The 25,816-nt window shown below is 45.0% G+C and carries 22 protein-coding genes and 1 riboswitch; of the genes, 11 read left to right on the forward strand and 11 right to left on the reverse strand.

The window, feature by feature from the left end:
* The first annotated feature begins 476 nt into the window (after window positions 1–476).
* From SDE_RS03240 to SDE_RS03255, 4 genes are all read left to right on the forward strand, one after another.
* The gene (locus tag SDE_RS03240; RefSeq protein WP_011467089.1) at window positions 477–674 is read left to right on the forward strand and encodes a CsbD family protein; all 198 of its coding nucleotides are present in this window, start codon (window positions 477–479) and stop codon (window positions 672–674) included.
* 430 nt (window positions 675–1,104) lie between these two features.
* Window positions 1,105–1,509, forward strand: coding sequence for a hypothetical protein (locus SDE_RS03245; RefSeq protein WP_041324131.1), 405 nt, complete (start codon window positions 1,105–1,107; stop codon window positions 1,507–1,509).
* Window positions 1,481–1,888, forward strand: a complete 408-nt coding sequence (locus SDE_RS03250; RefSeq protein WP_041324133.1) for a hypothetical protein — start codon at window positions 1,481–1,483, stop codon at window positions 1,886–1,888. The genes SDE_RS03245 and SDE_RS03250 overlap by 29 nt, the downstream gene beginning before the upstream one ends.
* Before the next feature lie 246 nt (window positions 1,889–2,134).
* Window positions 2,135–2,581, forward strand: a complete 447-nt coding sequence (locus SDE_RS03255; RefSeq protein WP_011467091.1) for a hypothetical protein — start codon at window positions 2,135–2,137, stop codon at window positions 2,579–2,581.
* A gap of 383 nt (window positions 2,582–2,964) precedes the next feature.
* Here SDE_RS03255 and SDE_RS03260 read toward each other — a convergent pair whose 3' ends face one another.
* The gene (locus SDE_RS03260) at window positions 2,965–3,942 is read right to left on the reverse strand and encodes a transposase (RefSeq protein ID WP_011467092.1); all 978 of its coding nucleotides are present in this window, start codon (window positions 3,940–3,942) and stop codon (window positions 2,965–2,967) included.
* A gap of 506 nt (window positions 3,943–4,448) precedes the next feature.
* Between SDE_RS03260 and SDE_RS03265 the strand changes: the two genes are divergently transcribed.
* A complete protein-coding gene (locus SDE_RS03265) occupies window positions 4,449–5,807 on the forward strand; it encodes a pectate lyase (RefSeq protein ID WP_011467093.1) in 1,359 nt (452 codons plus the stop codon).
* A 116-nt stretch (window positions 5,808–5,923) separates the two neighbouring features.
* On the opposite strand, the gene SDE_RS03270 is transcribed toward SDE_RS03265, so the two are convergent.
* The 3 genes from SDE_RS03270 to SDE_RS03280 all read right to left on the reverse strand — a co-directional run bounded on the left by SDE_RS03270 (window position 5,924) and on the right by SDE_RS03280 (window position 10,467).
* Window positions 5,924–8,020, reverse strand: a complete 2,097-nt coding sequence (locus SDE_RS03270; RefSeq protein WP_011467094.1) for a WD40/YVTN/BNR-like repeat-containing protein — start codon at window positions 8,018–8,020, stop codon at window positions 5,924–5,926.
* 56 nt (window positions 8,021–8,076) lie between these two features.
* Entirely contained in the window at window positions 8,077–8,982 is a 906-nt protein-coding gene (locus SDE_RS03275) for a hypothetical protein (protein ID WP_011467095.1), read from the reverse strand.
* 564 nt (window positions 8,983–9,546) lie between these two features.
* The gene (locus SDE_RS03280; RefSeq protein ID WP_011467096.1) at window positions 9,547–10,467 is read right to left on the reverse strand and encodes a hypothetical protein; all 921 of its coding nucleotides are present in this window, start codon (window positions 10,465–10,467) and stop codon (window positions 9,547–9,549) included.
* A 526-nt stretch (window positions 10,468–10,993) separates the two neighbouring features.
* Here SDE_RS03280 and SDE_RS03285 point away from each other — a divergent pair.
* From SDE_RS03285 to SDE_RS03295, 3 genes are all read left to right on the forward strand, one after another.
* The gene (locus tag SDE_RS03285) at window positions 10,994–11,632 is read left to right on the forward strand and encodes an RpiB/LacA/LacB family sugar-phosphate isomerase (protein WP_011467097.1); all 639 of its coding nucleotides are present in this window, start codon (window positions 10,994–10,996) and stop codon (window positions 11,630–11,632) included.
* A gap of 151 nt (window positions 11,633–11,783) precedes the next feature.
* A complete protein-coding gene (locus SDE_RS03290) occupies window positions 11,784–12,530 on the forward strand; it encodes a HesA/MoeB/ThiF family protein (RefSeq protein WP_011467098.1) in 747 nt (248 codons plus the stop codon).
* A gap of 58 nt (window positions 12,531–12,588) precedes the next feature.
* Window positions 12,589–13,779, forward strand: coding sequence for a class I SAM-dependent rRNA methyltransferase (locus SDE_RS03295; protein WP_011467099.1), 1,191 nt, complete (start codon window positions 12,589–12,591; stop codon window positions 13,777–13,779).
* Window positions 13,780–13,851: 72 nt separating this feature from the next.
* On the opposite strand, the gene SDE_RS03300 is transcribed toward SDE_RS03295, so the two are convergent.
* From SDE_RS03300 to SDE_RS03315, 5 genes are all read right to left on the reverse strand, one after another.
* Window positions 13,852–14,733, reverse strand: coding sequence for a TraB/GumN family protein (locus tag SDE_RS03300; RefSeq protein WP_011467100.1), 882 nt, complete (start codon window positions 14,731–14,733; stop codon window positions 13,852–13,854).
* Window positions 14,734–14,937: 204 nt separating this feature from the next.
* Entirely contained in the window at window positions 14,938–17,016 is a 2,079-nt protein-coding gene (locus SDE_RS03305; RefSeq protein ID WP_158303849.1) for a TonB-dependent receptor, read from the reverse strand.
* On the reverse strand, window positions 16,919–17,392 hold the full coding sequence (locus tag SDE_RS22185) for a TonB-dependent receptor plug domain-containing protein (RefSeq protein ID WP_085978717.1): 474 nt from the start codon (window positions 17,390–17,392) through the stop codon (window positions 16,919–16,921). Before SDE_RS22185 ends, SDE_RS03305 begins: the two co-directional genes overlap by 98 nt.
* A 187-nt stretch (window positions 17,393–17,579) precedes the next feature.
* On the reverse strand, window positions 17,580–18,587 hold the full coding sequence (locus SDE_RS03310) for an NAD-dependent epimerase (RefSeq protein WP_011467101.1): 1,008 nt from the start codon (window positions 18,585–18,587) through the stop codon (window positions 17,580–17,582).
* Between the two features lie 3 nt (window positions 18,588–18,590).
* On the reverse strand, window positions 18,591–19,874 hold the full coding sequence (locus SDE_RS03315; RefSeq protein ID WP_011467102.1) for a nucleotide sugar dehydrogenase: 1,284 nt from the start codon (window positions 19,872–19,874) through the stop codon (window positions 18,591–18,593).
* Window positions 19,875–20,145: 271 nt separating this feature from the next.
* Here SDE_RS03315 and rhlB point away from each other — a divergent pair, with 271 nt between their 5' ends.
* Complete coding sequence (gene rhlB, locus SDE_RS03320) at window positions 20,146–21,324, forward strand: ATP-dependent RNA helicase RhlB (RefSeq protein WP_011467103.1); 1,179 nt, start codon at window positions 20,146–20,148, stop codon at window positions 21,322–21,324.
* Between the two features lie 175 nt (window positions 21,325–21,499).
* On the forward strand, window positions 21,500–22,747 hold the full coding sequence (locus tag SDE_RS03325) for a response regulator (protein WP_011467104.1): 1,248 nt from the start codon (window positions 21,500–21,502) through the stop codon (window positions 22,745–22,747).
* Between the two features lie 29 nt (window positions 22,748–22,776).
* Here SDE_RS03325 and SDE_RS03330 read toward each other — a convergent pair whose 3' ends face one another.
* Together SDE_RS03330 and SDE_RS22830 are read right to left on the reverse strand one after the other, a co-directional pair.
* Window positions 22,777–24,096, reverse strand: coding sequence for an HD-GYP domain-containing protein (locus tag SDE_RS03330; RefSeq protein ID WP_011467105.1), 1,320 nt, complete (start codon window positions 24,094–24,096; stop codon window positions 22,777–22,779).
* Window positions 24,097–24,160: 64 nt separating this feature from the next.
* Window positions 24,161–24,254, reverse strand: a riboswitch (cyclic di-GMP riboswitch).
* Window positions 24,255–24,400: 146 nt separating this feature from the next.
* Window positions 24,401–24,544, reverse strand: coding sequence for a hypothetical protein (locus SDE_RS22830; protein WP_158303850.1), 144 nt, complete (start codon window positions 24,542–24,544; stop codon window positions 24,401–24,403).
* A 450-nt stretch (window positions 24,545–24,994) separates the two neighbouring features.
* Here SDE_RS22830 and SDE_RS03335 point away from each other — a divergent pair, with 450 nt between their 5' ends.
* Window positions 24,995–25,783, forward strand: a complete 789-nt coding sequence (locus tag SDE_RS03335; RefSeq protein WP_041324140.1) for a type IV pili methyl-accepting chemotaxis transducer N-terminal domain-containing protein — start codon at window positions 24,995–24,997, stop codon at window positions 25,781–25,783.
* Window positions 25,784–25,816 lie beyond the last annotated feature (33 nt).

Genomic DNA, 25,816 nt, shown 5'->3' on the forward strand with positions numbered 1-25,816 from the left:
GTTGGTGGGGTGCGATTAGAGTAATAAATATAATAAATGAACCCTGCCGGCTTATAGTGTGAAGCATTCTATTTTTTTGATGCGCCTACAAGCCGGTTAATGTCAGTTATTCCAATCATTACAGGGTTTATTTTTTACTACACCAGACTTTGCATAATTTTCAAAAAGGCATACCCCACCTTACAAACCTTTCATGTAAAAACCACATAAAACGCTTGCTCCAGCTTTGCGTAAATGTTTATTTATTTAAAGATTGTTCTCTAAAGCACGCCGCACTAGGTCTGCACACTCGCTTATATTTTACTCTCGTAAATTACCGGCTGTTGGCATCACTATTGCTCGTACAGGGTAACTGCTTAATAAAGCAGCCAGTAAGAAAATAGCTATGAGTGAATGGGTGTGATTAATCCCCTCCCATCGCCAATAGCTTTTATTTTTCTTTTTATTTTTGATTTACTTTCAAAAGGAGCAAGACAATGAACAACGACCAATTAGAAGGTAACTGGAAGCAATTTAAAGGTAAACTTCAAGAGAAGTGGGGCAAGCTTACCGACGACGACTTAGATGTCACAAACGGTAATCGCGAGCAGCTTGAAGGTAAAATTCAAGAGCGCTACGGCAAATCTAAGGAAGAAGCAAAGAAGGAAGTGGACGCCTACATCGACAGTTTATAATGTGTAACCCACGGGCTTATGCAGCCATTAAAAATTAGGCGTCTACACAGGCCTGCCGTTTTCACCCAAGGCATTACCCTTTATTTGGTAAGCCTTGGGTGTTTCTCATAAATCGTGACCATAAATCGTGACTGTCTGATTTTGTCGCTTGAGCTGGCTAAATTGGAAATTACACCTCCGCAGCTTTTTTTAGGCGTATACACACGTAAACAAAAAGTCTGTACGAGGTGTCGATGGTGAAAGCTGGGAGAGTTACGGCTGTCGCTTATCGCAACGCCTAAAGGATCTACACCATCGTATTCATCCACTAAAGTACATGCCTTAACCTGTTAAACGTATTTATATTTCCAAAGCGAATGGCGCTCATAAATCGTGACTGTCTGATTTTGTCGCGGATTATGGGTATGGCTATGAATCGTTGGAGCAGGCCTTGTTAATCGCTGAAAAAAATACTGTTAATACTGTGCTCTGGAAGCAGAGTTTATCTGATGCTGGTGGTGCTGTGAGTCAACATACTGGTTTAGTCGGTTCTTATGTCTACGAGGAAGACGGCAGGTATTGCGTTGGAACCCATGTGAATACAACTGTTGCTGATTTTGGGAGTGCGCTTGATGAATTTGGAGCTGCTCACTCCAAGGCGCCTCCAACAGTTGTTGCGGCTGTTATCGTGTTGCGTGATCGAGGTTATACTCCTAAAGATCAAAAATATGAGTCCTTATTGAAGCAAAGTAAAACACCAAATGATGCTATAAACCCAAATGGTACAATTGTGGTTCGATATAGCGGGAGCGGAGCACCAAAATATAATGATCGAAAAGTGTATAAAAATAATTAGACGCTGGGTATGTTTTAATATAGCTGCTGTCTTATTTGTTGGATGCGACTTTAAGGAATATGATTCTTCTTTCGAGTCCCTTTTATCTGATAGTGTTAACTATCAAGGTGAATTTGTAGAGTTAATAGGGTGTTTATATAGGTTTGAAGAATTCGAAGGAGAGTTTGAGGTCGTACTCGATGATTGTGGTGCCGCACCCAGTTACCCATGGTTTTGGGTGGAATTTTCTAGCGAAGGGGATAGATTTAATTTTGATCCAGGGGATAGATATATTGTTAGTGGGCGCTTTAGATTTGCCCCAATTCAATATATGGATGAGGATGAGGCTAAATTGTATTTTTTAGAGATGGCGTCTTTTTCTAGAATCACGAAAGATTAGAGACACGAACAATTAGAGGAACAATTAGAGACAGGCATTAGTTAAGGAGTTCTGTACTATTGCCTGTTCCCACTTGTCGATTGTTTAAATTAAATCGTTATCGCGAATAAAATGTCCAATATTCTAAAAGAAAAACTCAAAGAAAAACTCAAGACACCCACGCATTAGCAGGTAGCTGCTCCCTCAACGCGTGCCTGTCCTGAGTTTTTGCTGATTAAGTAATGAATAAGTTTGGGATTTGATTCTATGGTAGAAAAACAAATTTACGATTTGGAATCGGAAGACCTTCGGAAGCATCCAGTATGGTATTTTCCAATGGATGATTCTGTTGAGGATGAGCTGTCAGTAAAACCTTGCGGTACAGATGAGATTTCAGCGGATTACCAGGTAATTATTAAGACTGTTTTTATTGACGGTGAGGGCAAAGAGTATTTGGGATATATATATTGGAGTGATCCCGATACTCTTGAAGACCTGAAGCCTGTTTTGTTTGTAAATGAAGAAGATTGCATTACTTTTTGGAATGGAATGATAAAGCCGTCATGGGATGACTATGATGCTGCTCTACAAGTGATGAAAGACCGTTTTCCTATAACATTCCGCTCAGATGCAATTGAAAATTTGCCATCTATATCTGGCGTATTAGATGGGCTTTATTTTATAAGTGATGACGACAGTATTCAGTATATATAAAAACAACAATTAGAGACAGGCATGAGTTAATAATAATCGAGACACCCACTCGAAGCCCGGCCAGTCCGGGCTTTTCTTTTTAGCCGCTGAGCTGCGCGAGCTGTTTGGCTTGGTGCTTTAAAATCATGCCATCGATCAGCGATTGTATGGTGCGTTGATCTTCGCTAGACATCTGGCTTACCGCTTCAAACACAAACAATTAGAGACAGGCATGAGTTAAGGGGGATATTAGCTACTGCCTGTTTTTTTATTGTTGTTATTTGATTTTTATCTTAGTTGGAAAGTGAAATGTCCAATATCCCTAAATACCGGCATTTTTAATCGCTTTCACAAATTTTAGGCGAGCGAAATTCTTGAATTGGGTATTTAGTTCTAACGCAGGGTTATACAAATAAACTTCTAGCTAAACTGATCCCCGGTGGCTTTTTATAACCAAGATTTTCGGCTGCTAACCGAATAGCATTCTCAGAACCTGCAAAAGTCGACACCCGTTTTTCAAATTGCGTAGTTAAAATTAACCACTCAGCAGGCGCTATACCTAGCCGTGTAAGAATAGGTGGTAGGTGCTGGCAAATGCTACCGCGTTTATCCGGCCGCACTGCACGCCCAGTCCAATCTACAAGTTCTAAATAATCGGCCAGTTTAAAGGGTAGGCCATCTGGCATGGGTTGGCGTGGGTTGCCCACAAAAGGGTAGAGGGTTTTGGGTTGGTTTTGGTTGGAGGCTATTTGGTCTACACGAAGCTTAATAGAAGTGTGTATGGAATTTTCTGACGTATCTGCCATGTTGGCTCGCACTGGGTTTAAGTCTACGTATGCCATGCACGCGGCAAGTGCTTTTTCATCTAACAGTGCTTGCGAGCTAAAGCGTGATTCCCAAAAGCTGCCGGTGCAGTGGTCTTCTGCGTTTGCCATGCGGGCAATGGGTTCGTTCAAGGCGCGCATAAACCAACTAATATCGAATAGCTGTTTGCGCCACAGCTCAATTTTAATTGCTACTGCGTCGAGTTCTACGTCTGTTAAGTTTTCAGTTTGCTCATACTTTTGGGTTAGTAAGGTGCCTTTGTATACGCGGTGCCATCTGGCGCATACTTCTTTAGCGGTAAGTGCTAGCGCTTTTGGTTGGTTGATATGAAGTACAAGGTGGATGTGATTGGACATGACTGCGTAGGCACAAACATCTATACAAAAAACTTCTGCTAATAAGTGGATTCTATCTTCCACCCACTGGCGGCGGTGTTCGTAATCTGTGTTTGTAAGGGCATCGTAGCCACATAAAAATGCACGGCGTACGCAGCGTGAAGTGCAGTGATAATAAGGTGTGGCGTCTAACGAAACCTGCATTTTTCTGGGTTTGGGCATATCTAACCTCCTGTTGGATATACAGTGTTTTATACAGTTGTACTGGTTTGGTGTCAATTGTTGGTGTGGGTTAGTGAGGCTTGTTATAACTCTTCATTCAAAAGCGCCCGATGGCGGCTTTGCCTTATCGGGCCTACGGGTTAACTTCAAAACTAGTTAGGTTAGTAATCAATTTCTTTATCTGACAGCTGGTGAAACGGTGTTTCATAAGTAAAAAGCATATGCGCGCAGGAGCGTATATTTCGAATAGCAATAAGAGGGTGTTATTTGTTAGATTTTTAAAACTTTTAGTTTACGCGCAGGGTGTCATAAATTAATCTTCACATATTCGGTATGACCAATGCTAATATTCCTGTCTGGCCTAATGTGTTTTTTTGTTAGATCAAAATAGGTTTTTTGTGTTACCAGAATAGGATGCTGGTATAGGTTGTGTCGAAGGGGTTTAGCACCGGAATACCCCAGTACACCACAATTAAAATAATGACCTACCTAACCAGGTGATAATGATGCGTAATAAAATCCTATTGGCGCTTGTATTGTGTGGAGCTTCTGCCTCTGCCTTTGCGGCTAGTAATCGTCCTAGTGGTTACACAACTATCTGTAAAACCGATCAAACTTGTTCTGTAAGCTCGTCTACCAACGTTGCGTTCGGCGCTGCTGGTAAGTTTGTTTACAAAGTAATTAACGGTACCTTTACTTGTAATACATCTACTTTTGGCAGCGATCCTAACCCTGCTAAATCTGTAAAAGAATGTTCTGTACCTACTAATGGTTCTTCTAGCACTAGCAGCACCAGTAGTTCTTCTAGCTCTAGTTCAAGTAGCTCATCGGGTTCAAGCAGCTCATGTGGCACTGGTGGCGGCGCAACTGTATGTTTAAGTGCAGGTGGCGGCAGTAACGATATCGATTTAACTTGGACAGTATCTGGTTCTATTTCTAGCGCTCAGGTTTACCGCGACACAGATTCTAACCCTAGTGGTCGCACACGTATTGCTCAATTAGGTGGCGATGCAAGAAGCTATAGCGATACGAATGTTAGTGCTGGTAAGCAGTACTACTACTGGATTAAGTTTGGCGCCAACGGCTCTAACTACAATTCGAATGCGGCTTCTGCTACCTATAGTGGTTCAAGTAGCTCATCGAGTTCTTCAAGCTCTTCTAGTTCCTCATCTGGCGGCTCGGCTGAATGTAAAGCTGGCGCTACTATTTCTGGTAAAACCGTAGATTGCGGTGGTAAAGAAATTGGCTTGTCGTGCTCGGGTGATAGTGAAACTCAACCACCAGTATTAACGCTTAAAAATGCCACCATTAAAAACTTGGTAATTTCTGCTAAAGGTGGGTCCGACGGTATTCACTGTACTGGCAACTGCACCATGGAAAATGTTGTTTGGAAAGATATCTGTGAAGATGCTGCTACCAACAAAACCGACGGTATTACCATGACCATTATTGGTGGTAGTGCGTATAACTCTACAAGCGGTTACGGCGGCAAGCCAGATAAGGTTTTCCAACATAACTCTAAAAACAGTACTACTGTAATTAAAGGCGGCTTTACATTAACAGGTGAGCACGGCAAATTGTGGCGTTCATGTGGTAACTGTACTAATAACGGCGGCCCACGTAATGTGACTATCGACAACGTTAAAGTAGACGCGAAAATAGGCAGTATTGTTGGCGTTAACCGCAACTATGGCGATAAGGCAACAATCAAAAACTTAAAGATTAAAGACTACAAATCTGGTAGCCCCAAAGTGTGTGAAGAATACAAGGGTGTACAAAAGGGTAGTGGCGAGTCTTCTAAGTATGGCGAATACTGGGATACTGCAAACTGCGATGTAAGTAAATCAGATGTGTCTGCTCTTTAATTAAATTTTAAGAGTCAGTAACTAAAAACCCCGCAATAGCGGGGTTTTTTATGGTTGCTTGTTAGGCGTTTAAATAAAATGGATGAGTGATTTTTAGGGGATGTTTACTGCGCCTGTTAATTTTCACCCATTACAACAATTCTTCTTCCCGCTGCAATAACATGTTTACTATCTGACGACGCTGCCATTACCCTTAAAGATTCGGCAGTATGCGATGCTTCGATTTGCCAACTTTTTCCGCCATCAATAGAGGTAATAATACTGCCGTTGCGCCCAGAAATATAAATAGTATTATTTGCTTCCAGTGGTGCGCGAAGATTTTCTTCAACACCTGATGGAACGTTGTGCCAGCTATCGCCATTGTCATCAGAGCGCAGTATTAAGCCTTTGTTGCCGGTTGCGAGTAAAGTATTATTTTTTAATGTTGCCAAGTTATATATGTAGCGCAATGTTTTACTATCTAAACGTTGCCAAGTTTTTGCGTCGTCCTCCGAGCGCCATAGCGCCCCCCCTTCGCCGCCAATAAACCAAGTATTGGTGTAAGGGCTAAAGGTTATTGCCTGTAAACTTTCACTGCCAAGTAATTCGGTTTTATGCCAAAGGCCACCGTCCTGCGAGCGTTGTACAACGCTATTTTGACCAACGGCTAAAATGGTACCGGTTTCTGGGTTTACTTCACCGTTGTATAAGTGCGAGCTAGTATCTGTATTGGCAATTTCCCACGTTTTTCCCGTGTCGAGCGAATAGCGTACACGCCCCGGGCTTGCAAGTGCGACGACTATTTCGCGCTTGGGATCGGTAATTAAAGTATGAAAATGTCCGTCGCTGGCTTCTTCAGCTTCGAGTACTTTTTCCCACGTGTCGCCGTTATCTTCTGAGCGAAAAATAACGCCCGGTGGGCCGCCAGCTAATAATGTTTTACTTTGGGGTAAGTATTTTAGCGAAAATAAGTAATCGCTATTACTCGTGCTAGCTAAAACTTGTTCCCAGCTTTTTCCGAAGCTATCAGACTTTTTTAGCCAGCCTTCTGCGCCCGAGGTTATAACCCTACCACTTGGCAGCCAATTAATGCTGTGCACAAACCCGCTTAAACTTTGTTGAGTATGGCGTACGCTGTTATCTTGCAGAGAAATAGTGGCTGTTTGTGAGCCAATTCCCAGCGCTGTTACTGTATTGTTATTTTCTAAGGGTATAAGTGTTTCAAAGTCGTCCGTTAACGCGGTAGGAATATTTTGCCAGTCTAACCCGTTTTGATCCGACACAAAAAGGGTTGCGCCACTACCCGCAAGTACAAATTTTTGTGCAGTGGGGTGCCACACAATGGTTGCAATGTAATTGTCGTTTAATTTTCTGCCAATCCAGGTATCGCCTAAGTTTTCGGATGTGAACACCCAGCCGTCACTGCTAGCTGCAACTAATGTTGAATTGTTGTGGGCCAAGGCAGAAATGTACTTGCCTCGAGAAATAGGTTTTTTAAGCCAACCGCTATTGGTTTGAAGTAGCAACTCACCATTACTGGTTGTAGCAAGCGTTATGTTCTTTGGCGAAAAAGACGTTATGCTTGTAACAGATAAATTATTGGCAATAGGTGCAGTATGCCAATGCAAGCCTTGGTCTGTGCTTAACCACACATTTTGTTCGGCAGCGATTAGCCAGGTTTTTGTTGCGTCGATAGATTGTACTTTCTGTAAGGCTTGAAGCGTTAGGCCGTCGATTTTTTGCCAGTTTATACCGTCATCCACGCTTTTAAGTGCAGTACCTTCGGCGCCAACCGCCAGCCAAGTTTTAGCAAAACGGCTATAGGTAAGGCGTGTAATTGGGCGGGTAGTGTCCGACGTTTGTTTAGCCCAATGTTTGCCTTCATCTGTCGAACGTAAAATTGTGCCGAAATCGCCAACGGCTATTAATGTGCCTGTGTGTGAGTTTTGTTGTAGGTCGAATATTGCGTGCTGAGTGTTAGATGTATTGGCGTTGTGCCAAAGTTGACCATCTCTCGAATATTTAATTATGCCGTCGGTACCCGCAGTTAGTAGTGTGGAGCCATCGTTGCTAGCTAGCGATGCATAAAGATTGGGGTTAACAACGTGAAAGGCTTTAGAGGGCAAAGGGCTGGCGTGTTGCGCGGGGGTTGCTTGTGGTGGTGATTTTTCACAGCCTAGGCACAAAGCCGCAATAAGTAGGGCGAGCTTTCTTTTTGGGTGCCGAGTTTTCATGGTGGGTCCTTGTTGCGCTAAAAATAAAGCGCGAATAAGTGTTAACGGGTGTGGCTTTATTCTTCGTGCACGGCGCGTAAGCTGTCCATTATTTGCAGAAATTGCTGCTCTTCGTAAACGCGCAATTCGCTAAACTGTATTTGGGTAAGGACAGTTTGCGCTTCTTCTAGGTAACTATTTTTGTATGTTTCTAGTGCGCTTTCAAAAATTTTCATTGCTGCGGCCTTATCACCTTCACATGCAAGCCTGTCTGCGCGCTCGGCAGCTATTGAGTATTCTTTTTTGTACTTTAATTTGGCGAAAAGTAGGGTGCGCGACTGCTCGGCCGTTAGCATATCTTCTGAGGCTAGGATGTTATCCATATGGCGAACCTGATACTGCTCAAAGCCGGAATCTTTTACTAAGTCGTAACGCTCAAATTCTTCCCGCCCCAGTAGGGTTTGAATTTTTCTATCGATATCGTCTAATAACATTTGTTGCCTAGCAACAGCCGCATCTGCATCTAAATCGTCGCTAAAGTAAGTTGTGGTGGTCGCGTTAAGTACGCGCTCGCGATCGATTAGTAGTTGCTTTAGTTTGTCTGCATCGGCCCCGCTAATTGATAGCTCTGGAAACAAAACATCGTATTTTTGATTCACTACTTGTTTTAAGTTATTCGTTTGCATAGAGGCCAGGGCTTGCTCGGTTGAATTTGTTCCCGCTGTAAGATTGGTATTCGTGTTTTGGGTGGGGGACACGGGCGAATTTGGGTTGCGTTGCGCGTAGGCGAGCATTTTTTCAAGGTTAGCTATTTCGTTGTTACTGCTTATTTTGTGCTCACGCAACGCTTCTTCTGCCTGTGCTAAAGCGTGTTCGGTTTGTTTAATTCGCAATTCAAGTTGGCCTATATGGCTGCGATTAACAACAATAATAGCGATGGCTGCAAGCAAGCCAATTAAGAATAGGTAAGTAAGAATTTTCATGCTTAATCTCTCGTTATAACTCTGCTTTAAAAACTGGGGTAAAGGGCATTTTGATAGATGTTTTTAATATATAAACTTGCAGAGCTTTGTTTTAGGGAACTCTGATTAACCCAATTGCTTTTTGCAAGAGCCAAAGCGTTCAGCTACAAGGCGTTCTTCGCAGCAAATGGTCTTAGTCCTTAGCAAGAAGAACAGCGAAGCGATTGGGGGTATTCAGGGGTTCCTTTATTTAATTATTAGTATTGGCTTGAGCCAATTATTGTAATTGTTAGGCTCTAATATACCGAATACTTGAGCGGCTTCCAATAATTAGATTTGAAGATTTTAAGGTGTTTTGGGGAGGTATTAATACAGGACCATAGGGCTAGAAAAGCAACACTTTTTGCCAGATAAAAGTGCAGTTTTTACGTGAATATAATTGTGCGTTTGTAGGGTACCTAATCGAGCCATACGGCTCGATTAGGTAAAGGTAGGGTTTAAAATAGAAATAACAGTTAGTTGGCTTACAGCGCGCTTATTGCTGAATTAAGGCAATGTTTTCTATCTGTACTTCGTGCCAACCTTTTAAGTCGTTTTTAGCGTAGGCAGAACTATCAAAGTAAAATTGCAGCCCCTGTATTGGCTCAGTTTTGCCTTGCCTTGCCATGCTTTGTTATTGCTAGCTTCTAAGGTAGAGGGCAAAAACATGGGGTAAGCTTGGCCAAAAATAGTTATGCCGCTGCGTAAGTCACTTAGCGGCAGCATCATATATTGCCATTTGGTGCCAATGGTGAGTGTGTGAGTGTAGGCTAGCCCGTGCTCATCTAGCACGCCTATATTCAGTTGTTCTGCTTGGTTTGTAGCGCGTATTTTAATTAGTAGTGTGTTGTAGCCTTTTGTATCGCGGTAATGCAACGCATTGTTTTTGGTAAGGGTTACTTTACTAAGCGCATTTATTTTGTTGGGTTCTAAATCGTATAGGCCCAAACTAAGTGCACTGCCTTTGCCAAACTGACCGTTGGTGTAGTTTTGTTGGGTGCGGCCATCTTTGGGGTAGATTAAATTATTTTCGTCTAGTTTTGCATCAAATAAATCTATGGGTACCCCTGTCGGTTGTAAATCCATTTTCCAGTAACCGTCTTCCGCTACAAAGTTCCAGTCTTTTGGGTGCCCTTCAACGCCGCCGGGGAATGTTGTGGTGCCCGCGGCCTGTGTAACGGCTATGGCGTATTCCAGTGGCCCAGGCTCTTGCCACATAGCATCGTTAGGCGGCTTGGTGCTGTAGTTGCCTTTGCCATCTGGTTGCATTGCTATGCTGTGGAAATCTCGCCAGCTTTTATAGCGAATAACCAACTCTACCTTTTCTACGCTACTACTGGTGCCAATTTTCGCGCTAAATATGTAGTTATCGTTATCGTTATCGTTAACGCTAATTGCTCTTTGTGGTTGGTGGTAGGAAGGAGTTAGCGTGCCTGTCCGTGATGAGGAGTTCGCCCATGCGTTCAAAATGATCGATATCCATTAATATTGCTTGTTTGTGATCGGCGCCTACTTGGGCAATAGAGCGGTAGGTAAATGCGAAAGGTACACTATAGTTCACGCCAAATAGAGCAACTTCTTCGCCGTTTTCCCATGTAAGAACGCCATCGCTCACTTTTGCCTGTATGGCAAACGCTGGTGCGGTTAGGGCCAATAGAGTGGCGAGTTGTAGTCATTTATTTAATGTTGCGCGCATAGTAAAGCCTGCTTATTAGTTAGTGACGTTTGGTAAGCATAGAGGTTAAAAACATCCACTGCTGTTAGCTGTAGGTTTTTATGGTCGCATGAAATTAGCGCTAGGTAAGCGTTTACCTTCCGGCTTATTAGCTCTTTTTGTCGAATTTAGCGCGGCAGTTAGTTGGGCCGCTTATAAGTGTGATGCTATTTTATTCGGTGGAGAGTGCGCACTTTTGCCTTCGAGTTTGGCTATTGGTAAGGCAGGGTGGTATTATTTGGTCAGTCCATCCATGCTGATCTTAACGAGGAGTAACGAATGAAAATTGCGTTAATGAACGAATTTAGCCAAGCAGGGAAGAACCCTGCTGTATTAAATGAACTGCAGGCTGTTGCGGCGGAGCAAGGCCACGAGGTATTCAACGTGGGTATGGATGGTGATAACGATCACCACCTTACGTACATTCACCTAGGGGTTATGGCCAGCTTGCTGCTAAATAGTAAGGCGGTCGACTTTGTTGTGTCGGGTTGCGGTACGGGTCAAGGCGCGCTTATGTCGTTAAATGCCTACCCTGGTGTGTTCTGCGGTTACTGCATAGACCCAGCCGACGCTTACTTGTTTGCTCAAATTAATAACGGTAATGCTCTGGCATTGCCATTTGCGAAGGGTTTTGGCTGGGGCGCTGAGCTGAATGTTCGCTATATATTCGAAAAAGCGTTTACCGGTGTGAAAGGTCAAGGTTACCCGCCAGAGCGCAAAGAATCGCAGGTGCGCAATGCTGGTATTCTTTCGCAGGTTAAAGTGGCCACGGGTAAAGATTACTTGGAAGGCTTAAAAGCGCTCGATCAAGAGTTGGTTAAAACCGCTGTGACCGGCCCGCGTTTCCAAGCGTGCTTCTTTGAATACGCTCAAGATCAAGCGTTAGTTGATTATGTACGCTCAGTGCTAGACGCTTAAACCACAGCAATTTTGTCGCGCTCTGCTCTAGGGCGCGCATACTTTTACCTCTTTTCCTTTCCCGCCCATCGCTTACCTTTCAGAACAGTCAATAACTTGTGCGTTGGCGTGCTAAACTAGCGCGTTACATTAGCTAAAAAATCATACGCCCATGAACGACGATCAATTGCTCCGCTATAGCCGCCATATAATGCTCCCGCAGGTTGATATTGCAGGCCAGGAACGTATTTGCCACGGCAGGGTATTGGTGGTTGGGGTTGGTGGGCTGGGTTCCCCTGCGGCGCTGTATTTGGCCGCCAGTGGCGTGGGCACCTTGGTGCTGGTGGATGACGATACTGTTGAGATAAGTAATCTGCAGCGTCAAATAGCACACACAGAACATCGTATAGGTGAAAATAAGGCTGAATCGGCCGCTAAAGCGATTGCCGATTTAAACACCAGTACGCAAGTAGAGGTGTATACATCGCGCTTAAGTGAGCACGCCTTGGGTGAGCAAATTCAGCGCGCCGACGTGGTGTTAGATTGCACCGATAACTTCACCACTCGCAAGCAAATCAATGCCTTGTGCGTACAAATGCAAATGCCGTTGGTGTCTGGCGCGGCTATCCGTTTAGAAGGGCAGATAACTGTATTTGATAAGCGCGACGCCGAAAGCCCCTGTTATCAATGCCTGTATCAACTTACCGATGACGAAAACCTCAGCTGCTCGCAAAGTGGTGTGCTATCCCCCTTGGTTGGGGTAGTTGGTGCCATGCAGGCGTTAGAGGCGTTGAAGGTGTTGGGTAAGTTCGGTACGCCGCTAGTAGGCCGCCTAGGTTTATACGATGCCGTATTTGGCGAATGGCGCTATATGAAATTAAAGCGCGATACTCAGTGTGAAGTGTGCGCAACTATTTAAGTGAACGAATTCAATGCGCAATAGCGCTTTTTCTAATTTATTTGTGTGAAGTAATTTTATGGCTTTAGAGACGTTAATTCTTAACCCGCAGGCGGAGCGCCGCATTCGCAAGGGGCACCTTTGGGTTTATTCCAACGAAGTAGATGGCAAGAAAAACCCGCTAACAGGCTATGAGCTTGGCCAGCAAGTGCAGGTTGTTAGCGCTAAGGGGCAGGTGTTGGGCGCGGCTACATTGAACCCGCAGTCACTTATTTGCGGCCGTATTTACAGTCGTAATGGCGATCAAGAATTATCAAAAAGCTTTTTAGCCAAACGTATTGAGCAGGCGCTAACCTTGCGCGAAGCGTATTTCGATAAGCCTTATTATCGTTTGGTTTACGGTGATTCTGACTTTTTACCTGGTGTGATTGCAGATAGATACGGCGACTACCTTGTGGTGCAAATAGCCACCGCAGGAATGGAGGCGGTTAAAGATGAGTTGCTACGTGCCTTCGATAAGGTGCTGGCCCCTAAGGGCATTGTGCTTGCTAATGACCACAGTGCACGCAGCTTAGAGGGGTTACCCGAATATGTAGAAACCGTTGGCGAGGTGCCAGAATATTTGCGTGTAGAAGAAAACGGCACCCAGTTTGATATCCCTTCATCTGGCGGGCAAAAAACCGGCTGGTTTTACGATCACAGAGTGAATCGCGCCGAGCTGCAAAAATGGGTAAAGGGCAAAACTGTATTGGATGTGTTCTCTTATGCTGGCGGTTGGGGGGTTGAAGCCGCCAATGCTGGGGCCGAATCTGTTACCTGTGTAGATGCTTCAGAGCAGGCGTTAGATTTAGTTGAGCGCGCAGCGGAATTGAATGGCTGCGACGACAAGGTAATGGCAATACAAGGTAAAGCTATTCACGTTTTAAAGTTGCTTATAGAAGAGCAGCAAAAATACGATGTGGTAGTATTAGACCCGCCTGCGTTTATTAAACGCAAGAAAGATCAAAAATCGGGTGAAGCGGCATACCGCCATATTAACGAATTAGCCATGCGCTTATTAAAACGCGGTGGTTTGTTGGTATCTGGCTCTTGCTCTATGCATTTGGCCAACAGTACGCTTACCGATATAGTGCGCGCAGCAGCAGTGCATTTAGATAGAGATGTGCAATTGGTATATAGTGGTGTGCAGGCGCCCGATCACCCTCAGCACCCAGCCATTCCAGAAACCCATTACTTAAAAGCGCAATTTTTCCGCGTTTTACATCGGTGATCAATCGCTAATTAAAAGTTGCTAATCGCTAGGGGGCTGGCGATTAGCCGTTTATGTTTTAGCGTTAGAGCTTTATATTTGAGTTACTTTGTAGCCTTTCTTTTTAAGTAGTTCTATTAAACCATCTGGCCCCACTAAATGCAGTGCGCCTACCATAACGGCTTCTGTGGGTTTATCTGCTAGCATGGCTTCTATTTCTGGCATCCATTTATTGTTGCGGTTAACAATCATCTCTGCGTAGGTGTCTGGAAACTTCTCTCGCATTTCTTTTAGCGATATTTTATCTAGTTGTTTTGAGTTACCGCTACGCCAAGCTTTTTTCAGGTCGCCCACAGATTTTTCAAGCGTGTTTAGCTCTGTAATTGTGGACATTATCATTTCGTCTTCTTGGCCTTTGCCCAAGTTGGCTATAAAGCTTAATTGTTCATCAATGGTTTCTAAGTGGCCTATGGTTTTGCCGTCGCCTTGCGCTCTGCTAAAAAAGAATTGATCCACACCGTACTCGGGCATCATGCCCAGTTTTTGATATTCCGCCATGGTGAGCATAAGGGCTGCGCCCGCAGGCGAAAATGGCGCAAAGTTGGTGATGAGCATTTGTTTTTTTGCCATAAAGGCTTCTAATGCCATATAAGTTTCAGGCTTAATTAAGGTTTGTAGGGTGCTACCACTTGGCGCTGAAATGGCTTTGAAAAATTTCATTTGAAATTCGGGAGATTGGGCGGCCTGTAGATCTGCTTCAAAATAAATAGTGCTGGCAGCGTTGTAGGCTTGTTGAAATTCGCCGGGTAATGGGTGGTCGGCGGCGTTTAGTAAATGGAATGTGCCTAGCAGATAAGTGCTGTTTTCGCCTTTGCTTACTTTGAATACCGATGTTTCTGCAATAGCAGTAGGTACTGTTAATACGGCAGTTAAAAGTAAGGTTGCCGCAATTAAACGGTTGATAAATGATTGCATGTACTTCATCTCCTTTGAGGGTTTAACTCTATAGTAGCGCTTTTTGTTTAAGCCGGTGGCAAGCTAGATTAAGAGGTTGCTAGTAGCGATTGATAGTAACAGTTGATAGTAATAGTAAGGGGTTACATTGTAATTTAAACGGCCAATAAAAAACCCAGCGTGTGCTGGGTTTTGCAAAAAAGCTATGTGCTGTTGCCTTTGCTATTAAAACTTAATAGTCGCTTCTAGCGAAACAGTCTGCGGGCGACGTACAAAGCTGTAATAGGTGTTGGTGCCAAAGCTGGTGTCAGATAGTGGCGCGTTGGCGCTGTAACTTACAATCTTTTCATCCAGCAGGTTTTTAGCCAGTAGTGCTACGCTCCAGTTGTCTGCTTCTACGCCGGCACGTGCTGTCACTACGTTATAGGCGTCGATTTCACCCCTTGGGTCTAGGTTTACATGCACTTGGTGGCTAGAAATATGCTGCCAGTCAATTGCGCCAACAAAGTTTAGCTTGCTGTTGATAGAGAAGAACGCATCGAGCGAGGTGTTGAACGTTAGCTCGGGTGTGTAAACGCCGCGCTTACCTGTGTAGTCGCAGGTATCTTTATCGCCGTCACCATCTAAATCGATACCGTCTTTTTCTTGGCTGGCAAAACAGTTGCCGTTTTTAAAGTCTTTGTATTCAAAGTCTAAGAACGATGCACCGTAGCTTAAGGTTAAGCCTTCTACTAGCAACCAGCGGCCGTCGACCTCTATACCTTGTACTAAGGTGTCTTTAACGTTACCTACGTTAAAGCCCACACCGCCATCAAACTGGCTGCTTTGCAGGTCGTCGTATTCGGTGCGGTATAGGGCGAGGTTGAGTTCACCCTGGCCGTCGGCGATGGTTGACTTTAGGCCCCACTCAAACGCTTTGGCAGACTCTTCTTCGAATTCGAAAAACAGGCTTGAGTTAGGCTCTTCAAGTGGAGTGGTTGAAGCGAAGGAGCCAACGCTGTTGGAGCGTGGGTCAAAGCCGCCCGCTTTGCTGCCCTGAGTGAAAGACACGTAGGTCATCATGTCTGCGTTAATGTCGTATTGCAGGTTAATTAACGGTGAGAAGGTGGTGTCTTTGCGTTTGCCATCTACATTGTGGCCAGTGTTGTATAGCGGGACAAAATCGCCATCACCGTTTAAGCCATAGGTAAGTTGGTCTGTTTCCAGCAAGAATACACTGGAATAAATATAAGCGATTAATGGGTCCGCTTGAATTTCGTTGGTTTCCAAGTCGCGGACATTAATTTCTTTGTGTGCTTCTTTGGTTTCTGTAGAGATACGTCCACCAATAGTTAGGTGCCAGTTGTCGCTTAAATTAATTGTGGCGCGGCCAAATAGGGCGCTGGCGGTAGATGTTTGAGAGAAGTCGCGATCAATTGCTGTATTGCCTATTGTGTTTAATATTGGGCGTAAGTTAACTAGCAGGTTATCTGGCGCCATAGATAGGTAATCGCCAAAGGTTTGATCGTAGCTTTGATAAAAGGCACCGGCTAACCACTCCACTTTCTCACCTAGTGGTGAGGCAATGCGAATTTCTTGGCTGAACTGGTCGTAGGTTTCTTCTAAGTCTAAATCTAGAATTTTAGCGGCAACAAAATCGCAATCGCACTTTTCTGCGTAGTCGTAGCTTAACAAGCCAGTAACAGCCGTTATGGTGTAATCGTTCCAGTCGTAATCGGCAATAAGAGTAAAGTTGTTTACTTCGTTATTACTAAACTCACCGGGGTTGGCATCGCGGCGGTAGTCGAGGTTTGCATCGAAGCCCTGTTGATTGGCGTTCTGTAGCGAATCGCTATAGGTTGGAGCTCCGGTTGTAAGCGGCACGTCCAGGGTCATTTCAATTGCGCGACCTTTCACATCGAAACTATCGTGCTGCGCTTTCATAAATAGATTTAAATTGTCAGTGGCACTCCACTCTAAACTTACACGCACAGAGGCTTCATCGGAAGATGGCTGCTCTTCACCTGTGAAGTTGTTTGTCATATAGCCATCGTCTTCGTATGTGCGCACGGCGATACGTCCGCGCACCTCATCGGTGATGGGGCCAGAAATAACGCCGTTTATTTCCTGTTGGTTGAATTCAAACCCGTGGGAAATACTCAAACGACCTTCTAGTTCTTCGGTTGGCCGCGCAGTGGTGAGGTTTAAAGCACCGGCAATACTGTTTTTACCGAATAGGGTGCTCTGTGGGCCACGCAATAGCTCGGCGCGTTGCATATCCATCATTGGGCTGCGGAATAATTGGGCTGCGGAATAATTGGGCACGGCCGTAATAAATGCCGTCTACATACATACCTACAGATTGCTCGAAACCTTGGCTGTTATCTGAGCCTACACCGCGTACGCGTACCTGGGTGCTAATACCCGTTTCGGTAAAGTGGATGTTCGGCAGCATGACTGTTAGGTCTTCGATGTTTTCTATGCCTGAATCGTTTAGCTTGTCGCCGCTTACCGCGGTAACAGACAAAGGTACATCTTGTATGGATTCAATGCGTTTTTGCGCGGTTACCAATACTTCTTCAAGGCGTTTCGTGCCGCCTTCACTTGGGGCTTGGGCAAAACTGGTGGTTGCGTAAGTGCCCGCAGCTAGGGTTATTGCCATAGCTAAAGGTTTAAGGGGTAAGCGTTGGGTGTTGCTCATTCCGAAGTCTCCCAAATTATTTTTGTGTGGCAGCCATTACTATAGGCCAAGGTCTTGGTTCCTAGGTGGATAATAGCGCCGATTGTCATTAAATTAAAACAACTGTTTGAATATTGTGAGCGTAAAAGTGGATATTTGTGATACTCCCGAGCCTTTTACCGCTCGGGGGTTGAGCTTACTGCCGTGTTTATACTTTAAAATATTCTTTATACCAGCCAACAAACTGCTTAATGCCTTGTTGAACGGTGATTTCTGGCTTGAAGCCCACATCATCCATTAACGATTGTACGTCGGCGCTGGTGCCTGGAACATCACCGGCTTGCATCGGCATCATGTTTTTGATGGCTTTTATGCCTAGCTCGTTTTCAATGGCTTCAACAAAATCCATTAATTTAACGGGGTTGTTGTTGCCAATGTTATACACCTTAAATGGCGCATAACTAGTTGCTGGGTCTGGCTTGTCGCCGGTCCACAGCGGGTTGGGCTCAGCAATTTTATTGGTAACCCGCACAACGCCTTCAATAATGTCATCAATGTAGGTGAAGTCACGGTACATTTCGCCATTATTGAAAATATTAATTGGCTTACCTTCCAAAATGCCTTTGGTAAACAAAAATAGCGCCATATCTGGGCGACCCCAAGGGCCGTAAACGGTAAAGAAGCGCAGGCCTGTGGTAGGTAACTTATAAAGGCTGCTGTACGAGTGCGCCATAAGTTCGTTGGCTTTTTTACTTGCTGCGTAAAGCGCAACTGGGTGGTCCACGTTGTGGTGCTCAGAGAATGGCTGCAACGTATTGGCGCCATATACAGAGCTTGAAGATGCATAGCTTAGGTGTGGTACGTTGGTGTGGCGACAGCCTTCCAGTATATTCAAAAAGCCCACTATGTTGGAATCGACATAGGCGTGTGGGTTTTCGATAGAGTAACGCACACCGGCTTGCGCCGCTAAGTTCACTACGCGATCAAACTGGTGGTTGCTAAACAAGGTTTCCATGCCGCCGCGATCGGCCAAGTCGAGCTTTTGGAACTCAAACGCTTCGTGCTTATTTAAGCGCTCGAGGCGCGCGAGTTTAATGTTGGGGTCGTAGTAATCGTTAATGTTGTCGATACCTACAACGGTGTCGCCACGGGCCAGGAGGCGTTCGCTTAAGTGGTAGCCAATAAAGCCGGCTGCGCCGGTAACCAATACTTTCATGTTTTACATTCTCCAGAGTGTGGTGCCGGCTTGGGCAAACGCTTCGCGGTTTAGCATTCCTTTAACGTCAAATACAGAGCCTTCCGGTGCTAGGCGAGCAATAATTTGCTCGGTGCTCCACTGCTTGTAATGCTTGTGCGCCACGGTAAAAATAAGTGCATCTACGTTTTTAATTGCGTCGTCGCCTACAAGCTGTACACCGTATTCGTGCTGTGCTTCGGCGGGGTCAGCCATGGGGTCGTGCACTAACGGCTCTATGCCCCAGGTTTGGCATTCTTTAATTACGTCAATAACGCGAGAGTTGCGCAGGTCTGGGCAATCTTCTTTAAAGGTTAGGCCCATAACAGCAACCTTGGCGCCTTTTATAGGCTTGTCTGCTTGCGCTAGCTGGCGAATTACCTGCTGCACCACATAGGCACCCATGGAATCGTTAATGCGACGACCAGCCAAAATAACTTCGGGGTTGTAGCCCATGCGCTCGGCTTTGTGCGTGAGGTAGTAAGGGTCTACACCAATACAGTGGCCGCCAACCAAGCCTGGGCGGAAAGGTAAGAAGTTCCACTTGGTGCCAGCGGCTTCGAGCACGTCGATGGTATCGATATCCATGCGGTTAAAGATAACTGATAGCTCGTTCATAAGGGCGATATTGAGGTCGCGCTGAGTGTTTTCGATAACCTTCGCGGCTTCGGCAACTTTGATGCTTGTTGCTTTGTGTACGCCTGCGGTTACAACACTGCCGTATACCGCGGCAACAATCTCTAATACTTCAGGTGTTTGGCCAGAAACCACTTTGGTGATTTTGGTGAAGGTGTGCTCTTTGTCGCCTGGGTTGATACGCTCTGGCGAGTAGCCCACAAAAAAGTCGACGCCGCACTTAAGGCCAGATTCGGCTTCTAATACGGGTACGCAATCTTCTTCGGTGGCCCCAGGGTATACCGTGGATTCATATACAACAATATCGCCTTTTTTCAATTGCGGCCCCAAAGTTTTGGAAGCGCCTATGAGAGGGCGAAGGTCGGGTTGTTTGGAATCGTTGATGGGGGTAGGTACCGCTACAATGTGAAAATCGGCTTTTTGCAGGTCGGCAGGGGTGCACGTAAACAGTATGTCTGTTTGGGCGAGTTCTTCGCTGGTGACCTCTAAGGTGCGGTCAGTTCCCTTTTGTAGCTCTTCTACGCGGCCTTGGTTTATATCAAAGCCAATGGTCTGTTGGGATTTACCAAAAGCCACGGCAACAGGTAGGCCTACGTAGCCCAATCCAATGACGGAAATTTTTCTATTATGCATGTAAACCCAACCCTTATCCTAAGTGGGAGACGATCAAAAAAGGAAGCATGGTAAGCCCGGCAGCTGACAGTTTAATTAACGCATTAAATTCATTTTAAAGCGCGAGTTTTTGCTGCTGACTAAGGCGTGAGATCATACCAGCTTGAAGGCTATAATTCACGAAGGCAAAATACACTAAATGCTTGATTTACGCCTTTTAGAGCAATGCAAGGCGAATAACTGTACAATGCGCGGCTAAGCTCCTTAATTGCCTTAACCAATAAGCCTATATATGCATAAAAACAACTTGTCCTTCGAAGAACTCAACCTGTCGCCGCTGGTAATGCGTGCATTGTCAGATTTAAAGTTCACCGAGTGTTCCGCCATTCAGGCGAAGTCTTTGCCTTTTACATTGCGCGGCCACGATGTGTTAGGTAAGGCCCAAACGGGGACGGGTAAAACCGCAGCTTTTTTAATAGCGCTTATCGAAGATCTTCTGGGTACCCCCATCGAAGAAGAGCGCTACGCGGGTGAAGCGCGCTCACTAGTGATTGCACCAACACGCGAGTTGGCCATGCAAATTGCTAAAGATGCCGAGAATTTAGTTAAACATACAGATTTAAAAGTACATATATTGGTAGGTGGAGTGGATTACGCTAAGCAGCTGCAAAAGCTGCAGGCTGAGCACATTGATATTCTGGTTGCTACACCGGGTCGGTTATTGGACTTTTGTGAAAAGCGGGCTGTGTATTTAGATCAAGTGGAAGTGCTTGTAATCGACGAAGCCGACCGCATGCTGGATATGGGCTTTATTCCACAGGTTAAGCGCATAGTGCGTATGACCCCGCCTTCAACTCACCGTCAAACACTGCTGTTTTCTGCCACCTTCTCTGAAGATGTGCTGCGTTTAAGCGAGCAGTGGATGCACGAGCCGGTAACCGTTTCTATTGAAGATGAAAATGTGGCGGCAGATCGAGTGAAACAAGTGGTGTACTTGGTTTCTAGCGAAGAGAAATTTACCGTGCTTGGCAACTTAATGCGCGAGCCGGATGTAGAAAACATAATGATTTTTGCCAATCGCCGCGATCAGTGCCGCGATTTACACCACAAGCTACAGCGCCGTGGTTTTCGGGTTGGTTTGTTGTCGGGCGAAATCGCGCAAAACAAGCGTATTCGCACCTTAGAGGACTTCCGTACCGGTAAGCTGACAGCATTGGTGGCCACCGATGTGGCGGGGCGCGGTATTCATATTGATGGTATATCACACGTTGTAAACTACACCTTGCCCGAAGAGCCTGAAGATTACGTACACCGCATTGGCCGTACAGGTCGTGCAGGTAAAGAGGGTGTATCGGTAAGCTTGGCCTGCGAAGACGATGCATTGCGTTTAGAGCCTATCCAAGAGTTGCTTGGTCGCAAAATACCCTGTGAGCAGCCACCCGAAGAGCTACTTAAGCCGTTGGCACGCTAACCCCCCCCATATCAAACCGTTCAATTAGCGTCGCTATTGAACGGTTTTAGTGTGAAACGCCCCATTCTCTCCCTTTGCATTCTCGTTATTGGCTCCCACGGGCCTAAATCCTTGTCTACACTCAATAAATAGCCCTAATTTGAGTCGCTACGCCCAGCGTGCGCAGGATGGCCCAATGCATAGAATTTTAGTTGTAGAAGATAGCCCGATTGTAAGAAAAATTATCAATCACGTTATGGCGGGCTTCCCGCAGTTTAAGCCGGTTTACACTACCACCTTAGCCGAGACCAAGGCACTACTAGAAAGTGAAGCTGAATCAATTTTCGCCGCTTTAGTGGATTTAAGTTTACCCGATGCGCCAGATGGCGAAGTGGTGGATTACGTTTTAAATAATCACATTCCAACTATTGTGCTCACCGGCAGCTTCGATACGGAGCGGCGAGAACAGTTGTTGGCGAAAGGGATTGTCGATTACGTTACCAAGGAGGGGCGCTACTCTTACCAGTATGCACTGGGGGTGTTGGCTCGCCTCGTTAAAAATCAAAAAATAAAAGTGATGGTGGTGGATGACTCCGCCACAGCGCGTAATTTTGTAGTGGGTTTGCTGCGCTTACATTTATTTGAAGTGTATGACGCAGACGATGGTGCTGAAGCTATACGTGTATTTATAGATAACCCCGATATTAAAATGATTATTACCGATTTTAATATGCCGCGCATGGATGGCTTTGAGTTAGTGCAGCATATGCGCCGTAAATACGATAAGTCGGATCTCATTATGATTGGCTTGTCGTCGGAAACCGACGGCACGCTCTCTGCAAAATTCATCAAAAATGGCGCTAATGATTTTTTGCGCAAACCGTTTAATCACGAAGAATTTTTCTGCCGCGTTTCTCACAATATGGATTTTATGGAAATGTTTGAGGCCCTCAAAGATTCAGCCAATAGGGATGATCACACCGGCGCTTATAAACTGTCGCATTTTAATGTGCAAGGTGATGACATGTTTGAGCGCGCGCTTGCCAGTGGCACGCCTCTAGCCTGTGCGGTTATCGATTTAGATGATCTGTCTGAAATTATCAATGAATACGGCCCTGAAGCTGGCGATGTAGTGATGGAGCAAGTATCTAGCTTTTTAGTATCGTCTTTCGAGCGTTTTTTACTTGCTCGCGCTGGTACAGAGTTGTTTTACGCGTTAATGCCGGGGCTAGACAATGCGAAAGCTACCGCCTTTGTCGAACGGGTGCGTCAAATAGTCGGTGGGAAATTTATTGACCTTGGTGGTGCTGAGGTGAGTCTTAGTTTTAGCGCCGGTGTGTCGAATGTAATGGGGAATAATCTTTCCGAATTAGTTGAACATGCCCATCAGTCGCTTCTGCGCGCGCGCGATGCGGGTGGTGATTTGGTTATTGGTGACGACTAAACATTACATTTAATACATAGTCTCTACTGTTATTCGAATATTTTCGTAAAAAAGCCTTTTTTCTCTTCAAACAACTGCTCGTGTGCGGCAGCCACTAATTTGGGGGGCGCTAAATGAAATGGAAGCCCGCGTTTTATTATAATTCTATCGTTTTGCATGGCATCTGAACCTGTTAGATGCAAATCGAATATTTTGAATTTAGCAAAGCGTTTTTTGTCGCGATTTATAAGCGGGATGATGGCGGCCTGTATACGCTTCTCATAGGACTGTGAAACCACAACACCAATAATACCGTTGTTAATTTCCACCAGCGAACCGGTAGGGTAAATACCAATGGCCTGTACGAATGTTTCTACCAAGTGTGGGTCAAACAGTGTGCCTTTGCATTTGTTAAGGCGGGCAATAGCATTGCCCGGTGAAATGGATTGCTTGGCTTCGTAGGGGTGCACCATTAGATCGAAGGTATCTACAAGCCCAGCTACCCGTGCTAGAAATGGAATTTTACCCCCAGTTAGCGCGTTGGGGTAGCCGCTGCCGTTGTGTCGTTCGCAATAGGCTTGAATAGTAGAAATAATATCTTCACAAGAAAAGTGGCTCTGTTTTAAATAGTAAAGCGTTTCTGTTAAATGCTCTTGGTATTCGGGGGTGTGGTTATACACGTTGTGATTGCTGAGTATCTCCTGTTTTATCAGGCTTTTTCCAATGCCTGTCATCATTAGAGTCATGGTGAGGTGGACGAGTGAAAAGCGATTAAGCCCCATTTGCCGGCCCACTATGCCACCCCAAACAGCTAAGCGCATAATGTGCAAATAAATAGGTCTGCGCGTGAGCTTTATTTGGCAAAGCCAGGCCAGTGCATCGGGGTTGCGAATTAAGCTTTCTACTAAATCGGCGGCGCTTTCGGCTATAGGCTCAATATCAAATCGGCGGCGACGGTTTATCTTGTCGATCAAATAAGCCAGTTGCTCTTCTAGTAAGTACATAAGTGGCGCACTTAACTTTAATTCAGCATTTAATGTGGTTGTTACACTGTAGTGTTCAACACAATGGCGCTGACGCCAACTCTTGGGGTCGATAAAAAAAGGAGTAGTATTTGGTACGGCTCGCAGCGGTTGAGGCGGGTTTTGTGTTATTGCTTGAGTGTGCTTGGGTATCAGCGCGCTGCGACTGCGTTTTTCGTCAATAAACACATATTGGCAATATTTTGCGAGGTGGTCGATATCTGCTTGGTCTTTTATGTAAAGGCCTTGCAATGGGTAGTCGGTTTCGTGCCACGACCTATCTAGTCGGCAAACGTACATGCCTATTTGAAGCTGATTTACCACAATTTTTTGTTCGAATAATTCCATCGACCGCGCCAGTAGTGGTGGTATCACCGGTAAATGACTGTCGCGAAAGAGTGGTGTCTCGCATTCCAGCAACCCCGCTATCGTAGATATGGTTTACATACCCTTAGACCGGAAGCTTTGCGTGGCCGCGCTTTCGCGACGGTTAGCCATTTAGAGTGTGACATATGTCACAAAAAATTAACATGAGTTGCCAAGCCTGTAAAACAAATAATGGCTTATAGAGCAAACAGGAATAGAGCGAGACTGCTAAGCAGTTTTGATTATATTGAAGGATATTTAAGACGACAAAAGAGCGTTGGAAGTGTTAGCGCAATTGCTGGCTAGTAGTAGGTGCAGAAGTGTTCGCCTCAGATTTAAATGGGTACTTGTCTTTCGGCATAAATACAGCAGCAGTAACCAGTGCGGCTAGCGTGCATAGTAATAGAGTTCGGCGACTTTTGAGTTGCATGCAACGTATCCTTGTGTGACGGCCTGCGAGGGGTGGCGAGTATAATCGTTTTGTGACACTTTAGGTATGCTTTTTATATAGAATTATTGCTCGTGAAAAGGCGTAGGTGCTAGCGCTGCAAATATTAATACCTAATTAAGCCGTGACGCGTTCACTTTGCATCCACACGTTATAGAACGCAATTTTTTATAAATAATTAATCTGACCCATCATCGCCCACTGCTTAGGCCGCAAATGTGCAATCCATAGCATTTTATGGCGCTTAAGTTTTTTTCTTATAGATGAATATTTTGCTTAAACCAAAGTTCCTATGTTTTGCCTATAAAACAACAGCCAGTTACTTTTTTGCGTAAAAAATGCACGGAAGTAGGGCGTGAAGAAATTCTAGCAAGTAACGTATTGTGACTACACTTTTATCAACGAATTAATTGTATGAGTGTTGGAGGTTGTATGCGTTTTATTTTTTTAGCAGTGTTTTTATGTGTGGCGAGTAATGGCTATGCATTAACTATGGGGCAGGCAATAGATAAAGCCGGGCAGCAGCGTATGTTGTCTCAACGCATTGCGCAGTCGTTTATTCTAACAGGCATTCAACCAGATAACGCGCGTTACAAAGCGCAATTAGATAAAGCCATTAAGCAGTTTCAAGAAAATTTAGATACTCTGCAAGCCAATAACGATGCGATAAGCATTCGAGGTGAGTTACTTACTGTTCGCAATTTATGGAAGCCGTTTAAAGCTGTAGCAACCGGCCCAGTTACTAAACAAAATGCAGCGGAGCTTTTGGAAAAAAGTGATGCGTTATTAACTGCCGCCCATGCCTATGTGCAAAAATTAGAGACGTTATCTAATCATAAAGGCGCCGAGCTGGTGAATGTTTCTGGGCGTCAGAGAATGTTGTCGCAGCGCATAGCAAAACATTACTTGGCGTATTATTGGGGGTTGGAATCCGAAGCAAGTTTAGAAAAACTCTACGCCGACCTAGCTGAGTACGAGCTGATGTTAACTTTTTTGAAGGATAGTCAGTTCAATACCGAAACGATCAAAAAGAAAATACTCAAAACCGAGGGGCACTTAAAATACGCCTCCAAAGGGTTTGATGGTGATATGTCGCTAAAGGGTGACCGTTTGATTTTTGTGATAACCGGTACTACAGATACAATGTTGCACAATATGAATGAAATTACGCATCTATATGCAAGCGAGCTGGAGAATACCGAGCAAGTTGCTGCGTTCTAAATCGCGATAGGGCAGTTGTAGTTGCCCTATTAT

Source organism: Saccharophagus degradans 2-40, from assembly GCF_000013665.1.
GTDB classification, from domain to species: domain Bacteria; phylum Pseudomonadota; class Gammaproteobacteria; order Pseudomonadales; family Cellvibrionaceae; genus Saccharophagus; species Saccharophagus degradans.

What these genes read in the sequence shown, in the direction of transcription:
- SDE_RS03295 (WP_011467099.1), top strand. Translation starts at nt 12,589, where the DNA reads ATGGCTTTAGAGACGTTAATTCTTAACCCGCAGGCGGAGCGCCGCATT.
- SDE_RS03260 (WP_011467092.1), bottom strand. Translation starts at nt 3,942, where the DNA reads ATGCCCAAACCCAGAAAAATGCAGGTTTCGTTAGACGCCACACCTTAT.
- SDE_RS03240 (WP_011467089.1), top strand. Translation starts at nt 477, where the DNA reads ATGAACAACGACCAATTAGAAGGTAACTGGAAGCAATTTAAAGGTAAA.
- SDE_RS03250 (WP_041324133.1), top strand. Translation starts at nt 1,481, where the DNA reads ATGATCGAAAAGTGTATAAAAATAATTAGACGCTGGGTATGTTTTAAT.
- SDE_RS22830 (WP_158303850.1), bottom strand. Translation starts at nt 24,544, where the DNA reads ATGCAACTCAAAAGTCGCCGAACTCTATTACTATGCACGCTAGCCGCA.
- SDE_RS03290 (WP_011467098.1), top strand. Translation starts at nt 11,784, where the DNA reads ATGAACGACGATCAATTGCTCCGCTATAGCCGCCATATAATGCTCCCG.
- SDE_RS03285 (WP_011467097.1), top strand. Translation starts at nt 10,994, where the DNA reads ATGAAAATTGCGTTAATGAACGAATTTAGCCAAGCAGGGAAGAACCCT.
- SDE_RS03265 (WP_011467093.1), top strand. Translation starts at nt 4,449, where the DNA reads ATGCGTAATAAAATCCTATTGGCGCTTGTATTGTGTGGAGCTTCTGCC.
- SDE_RS03315 (WP_011467102.1), bottom strand. Translation starts at nt 19,874, where the DNA reads ATGCATAATAGAAAAATTTCCGTCATTGGATTGGGCTACGTAGGCCTA.
- SDE_RS22185 (WP_085978717.1), bottom strand. Translation starts at nt 17,392, where the DNA reads ATGAGCAACACCCAACGCTTACCCCTTAAACCTTTAGCTATGGCAATA.
- SDE_RS03330 (WP_011467105.1), bottom strand. Translation starts at nt 24,096, where the DNA reads ATGGAATTATTCGAACAAAAAATTGTGGTAAATCAGCTTCAAATAGGC.
- SDE_RS03275 (WP_011467095.1), bottom strand. Translation starts at nt 8,982, where the DNA reads ATGAAAATTCTTACTTACCTATTCTTAATTGGCTTGCTTGCAGCCATC.
- SDE_RS03300 (WP_011467100.1), bottom strand. Translation starts at nt 14,733, where the DNA reads ATGCAATCATTTATCAACCGTTTAATTGCGGCAACCTTACTTTTAACT.
- SDE_RS03335 (WP_041324140.1), top strand. Translation starts at nt 24,995, where the DNA reads ATGCGTTTTATTTTTTTAGCAGTGTTTTTATGTGTGGCGAGTAATGGC.
- SDE_RS03270 (WP_011467094.1), bottom strand. Translation starts at nt 8,020, where the DNA reads ATGAAAACTCGGCACCCAAAAAGAAAGCTCGCCCTACTTATTGCGGCT.
- rhlB (WP_011467103.1), top strand. Translation starts at nt 20,146, where the DNA reads ATGCATAAAAACAACTTGTCCTTCGAAGAACTCAACCTGTCGCCGCTG.
- SDE_RS03255 (WP_011467091.1), top strand. Translation starts at nt 2,135, where the DNA reads ATGGTAGAAAAACAAATTTACGATTTGGAATCGGAAGACCTTCGGAAG.
- SDE_RS03325 (WP_011467104.1), top strand. Translation starts at nt 21,500, where the DNA reads ATGCATAGAATTTTAGTTGTAGAAGATAGCCCGATTGTAAGAAAAATT.
- SDE_RS03310 (WP_011467101.1), bottom strand. Translation starts at nt 18,587, where the DNA reads ATGAAAGTATTGGTTACCGGCGCAGCCGGCTTTATTGGCTACCACTTA.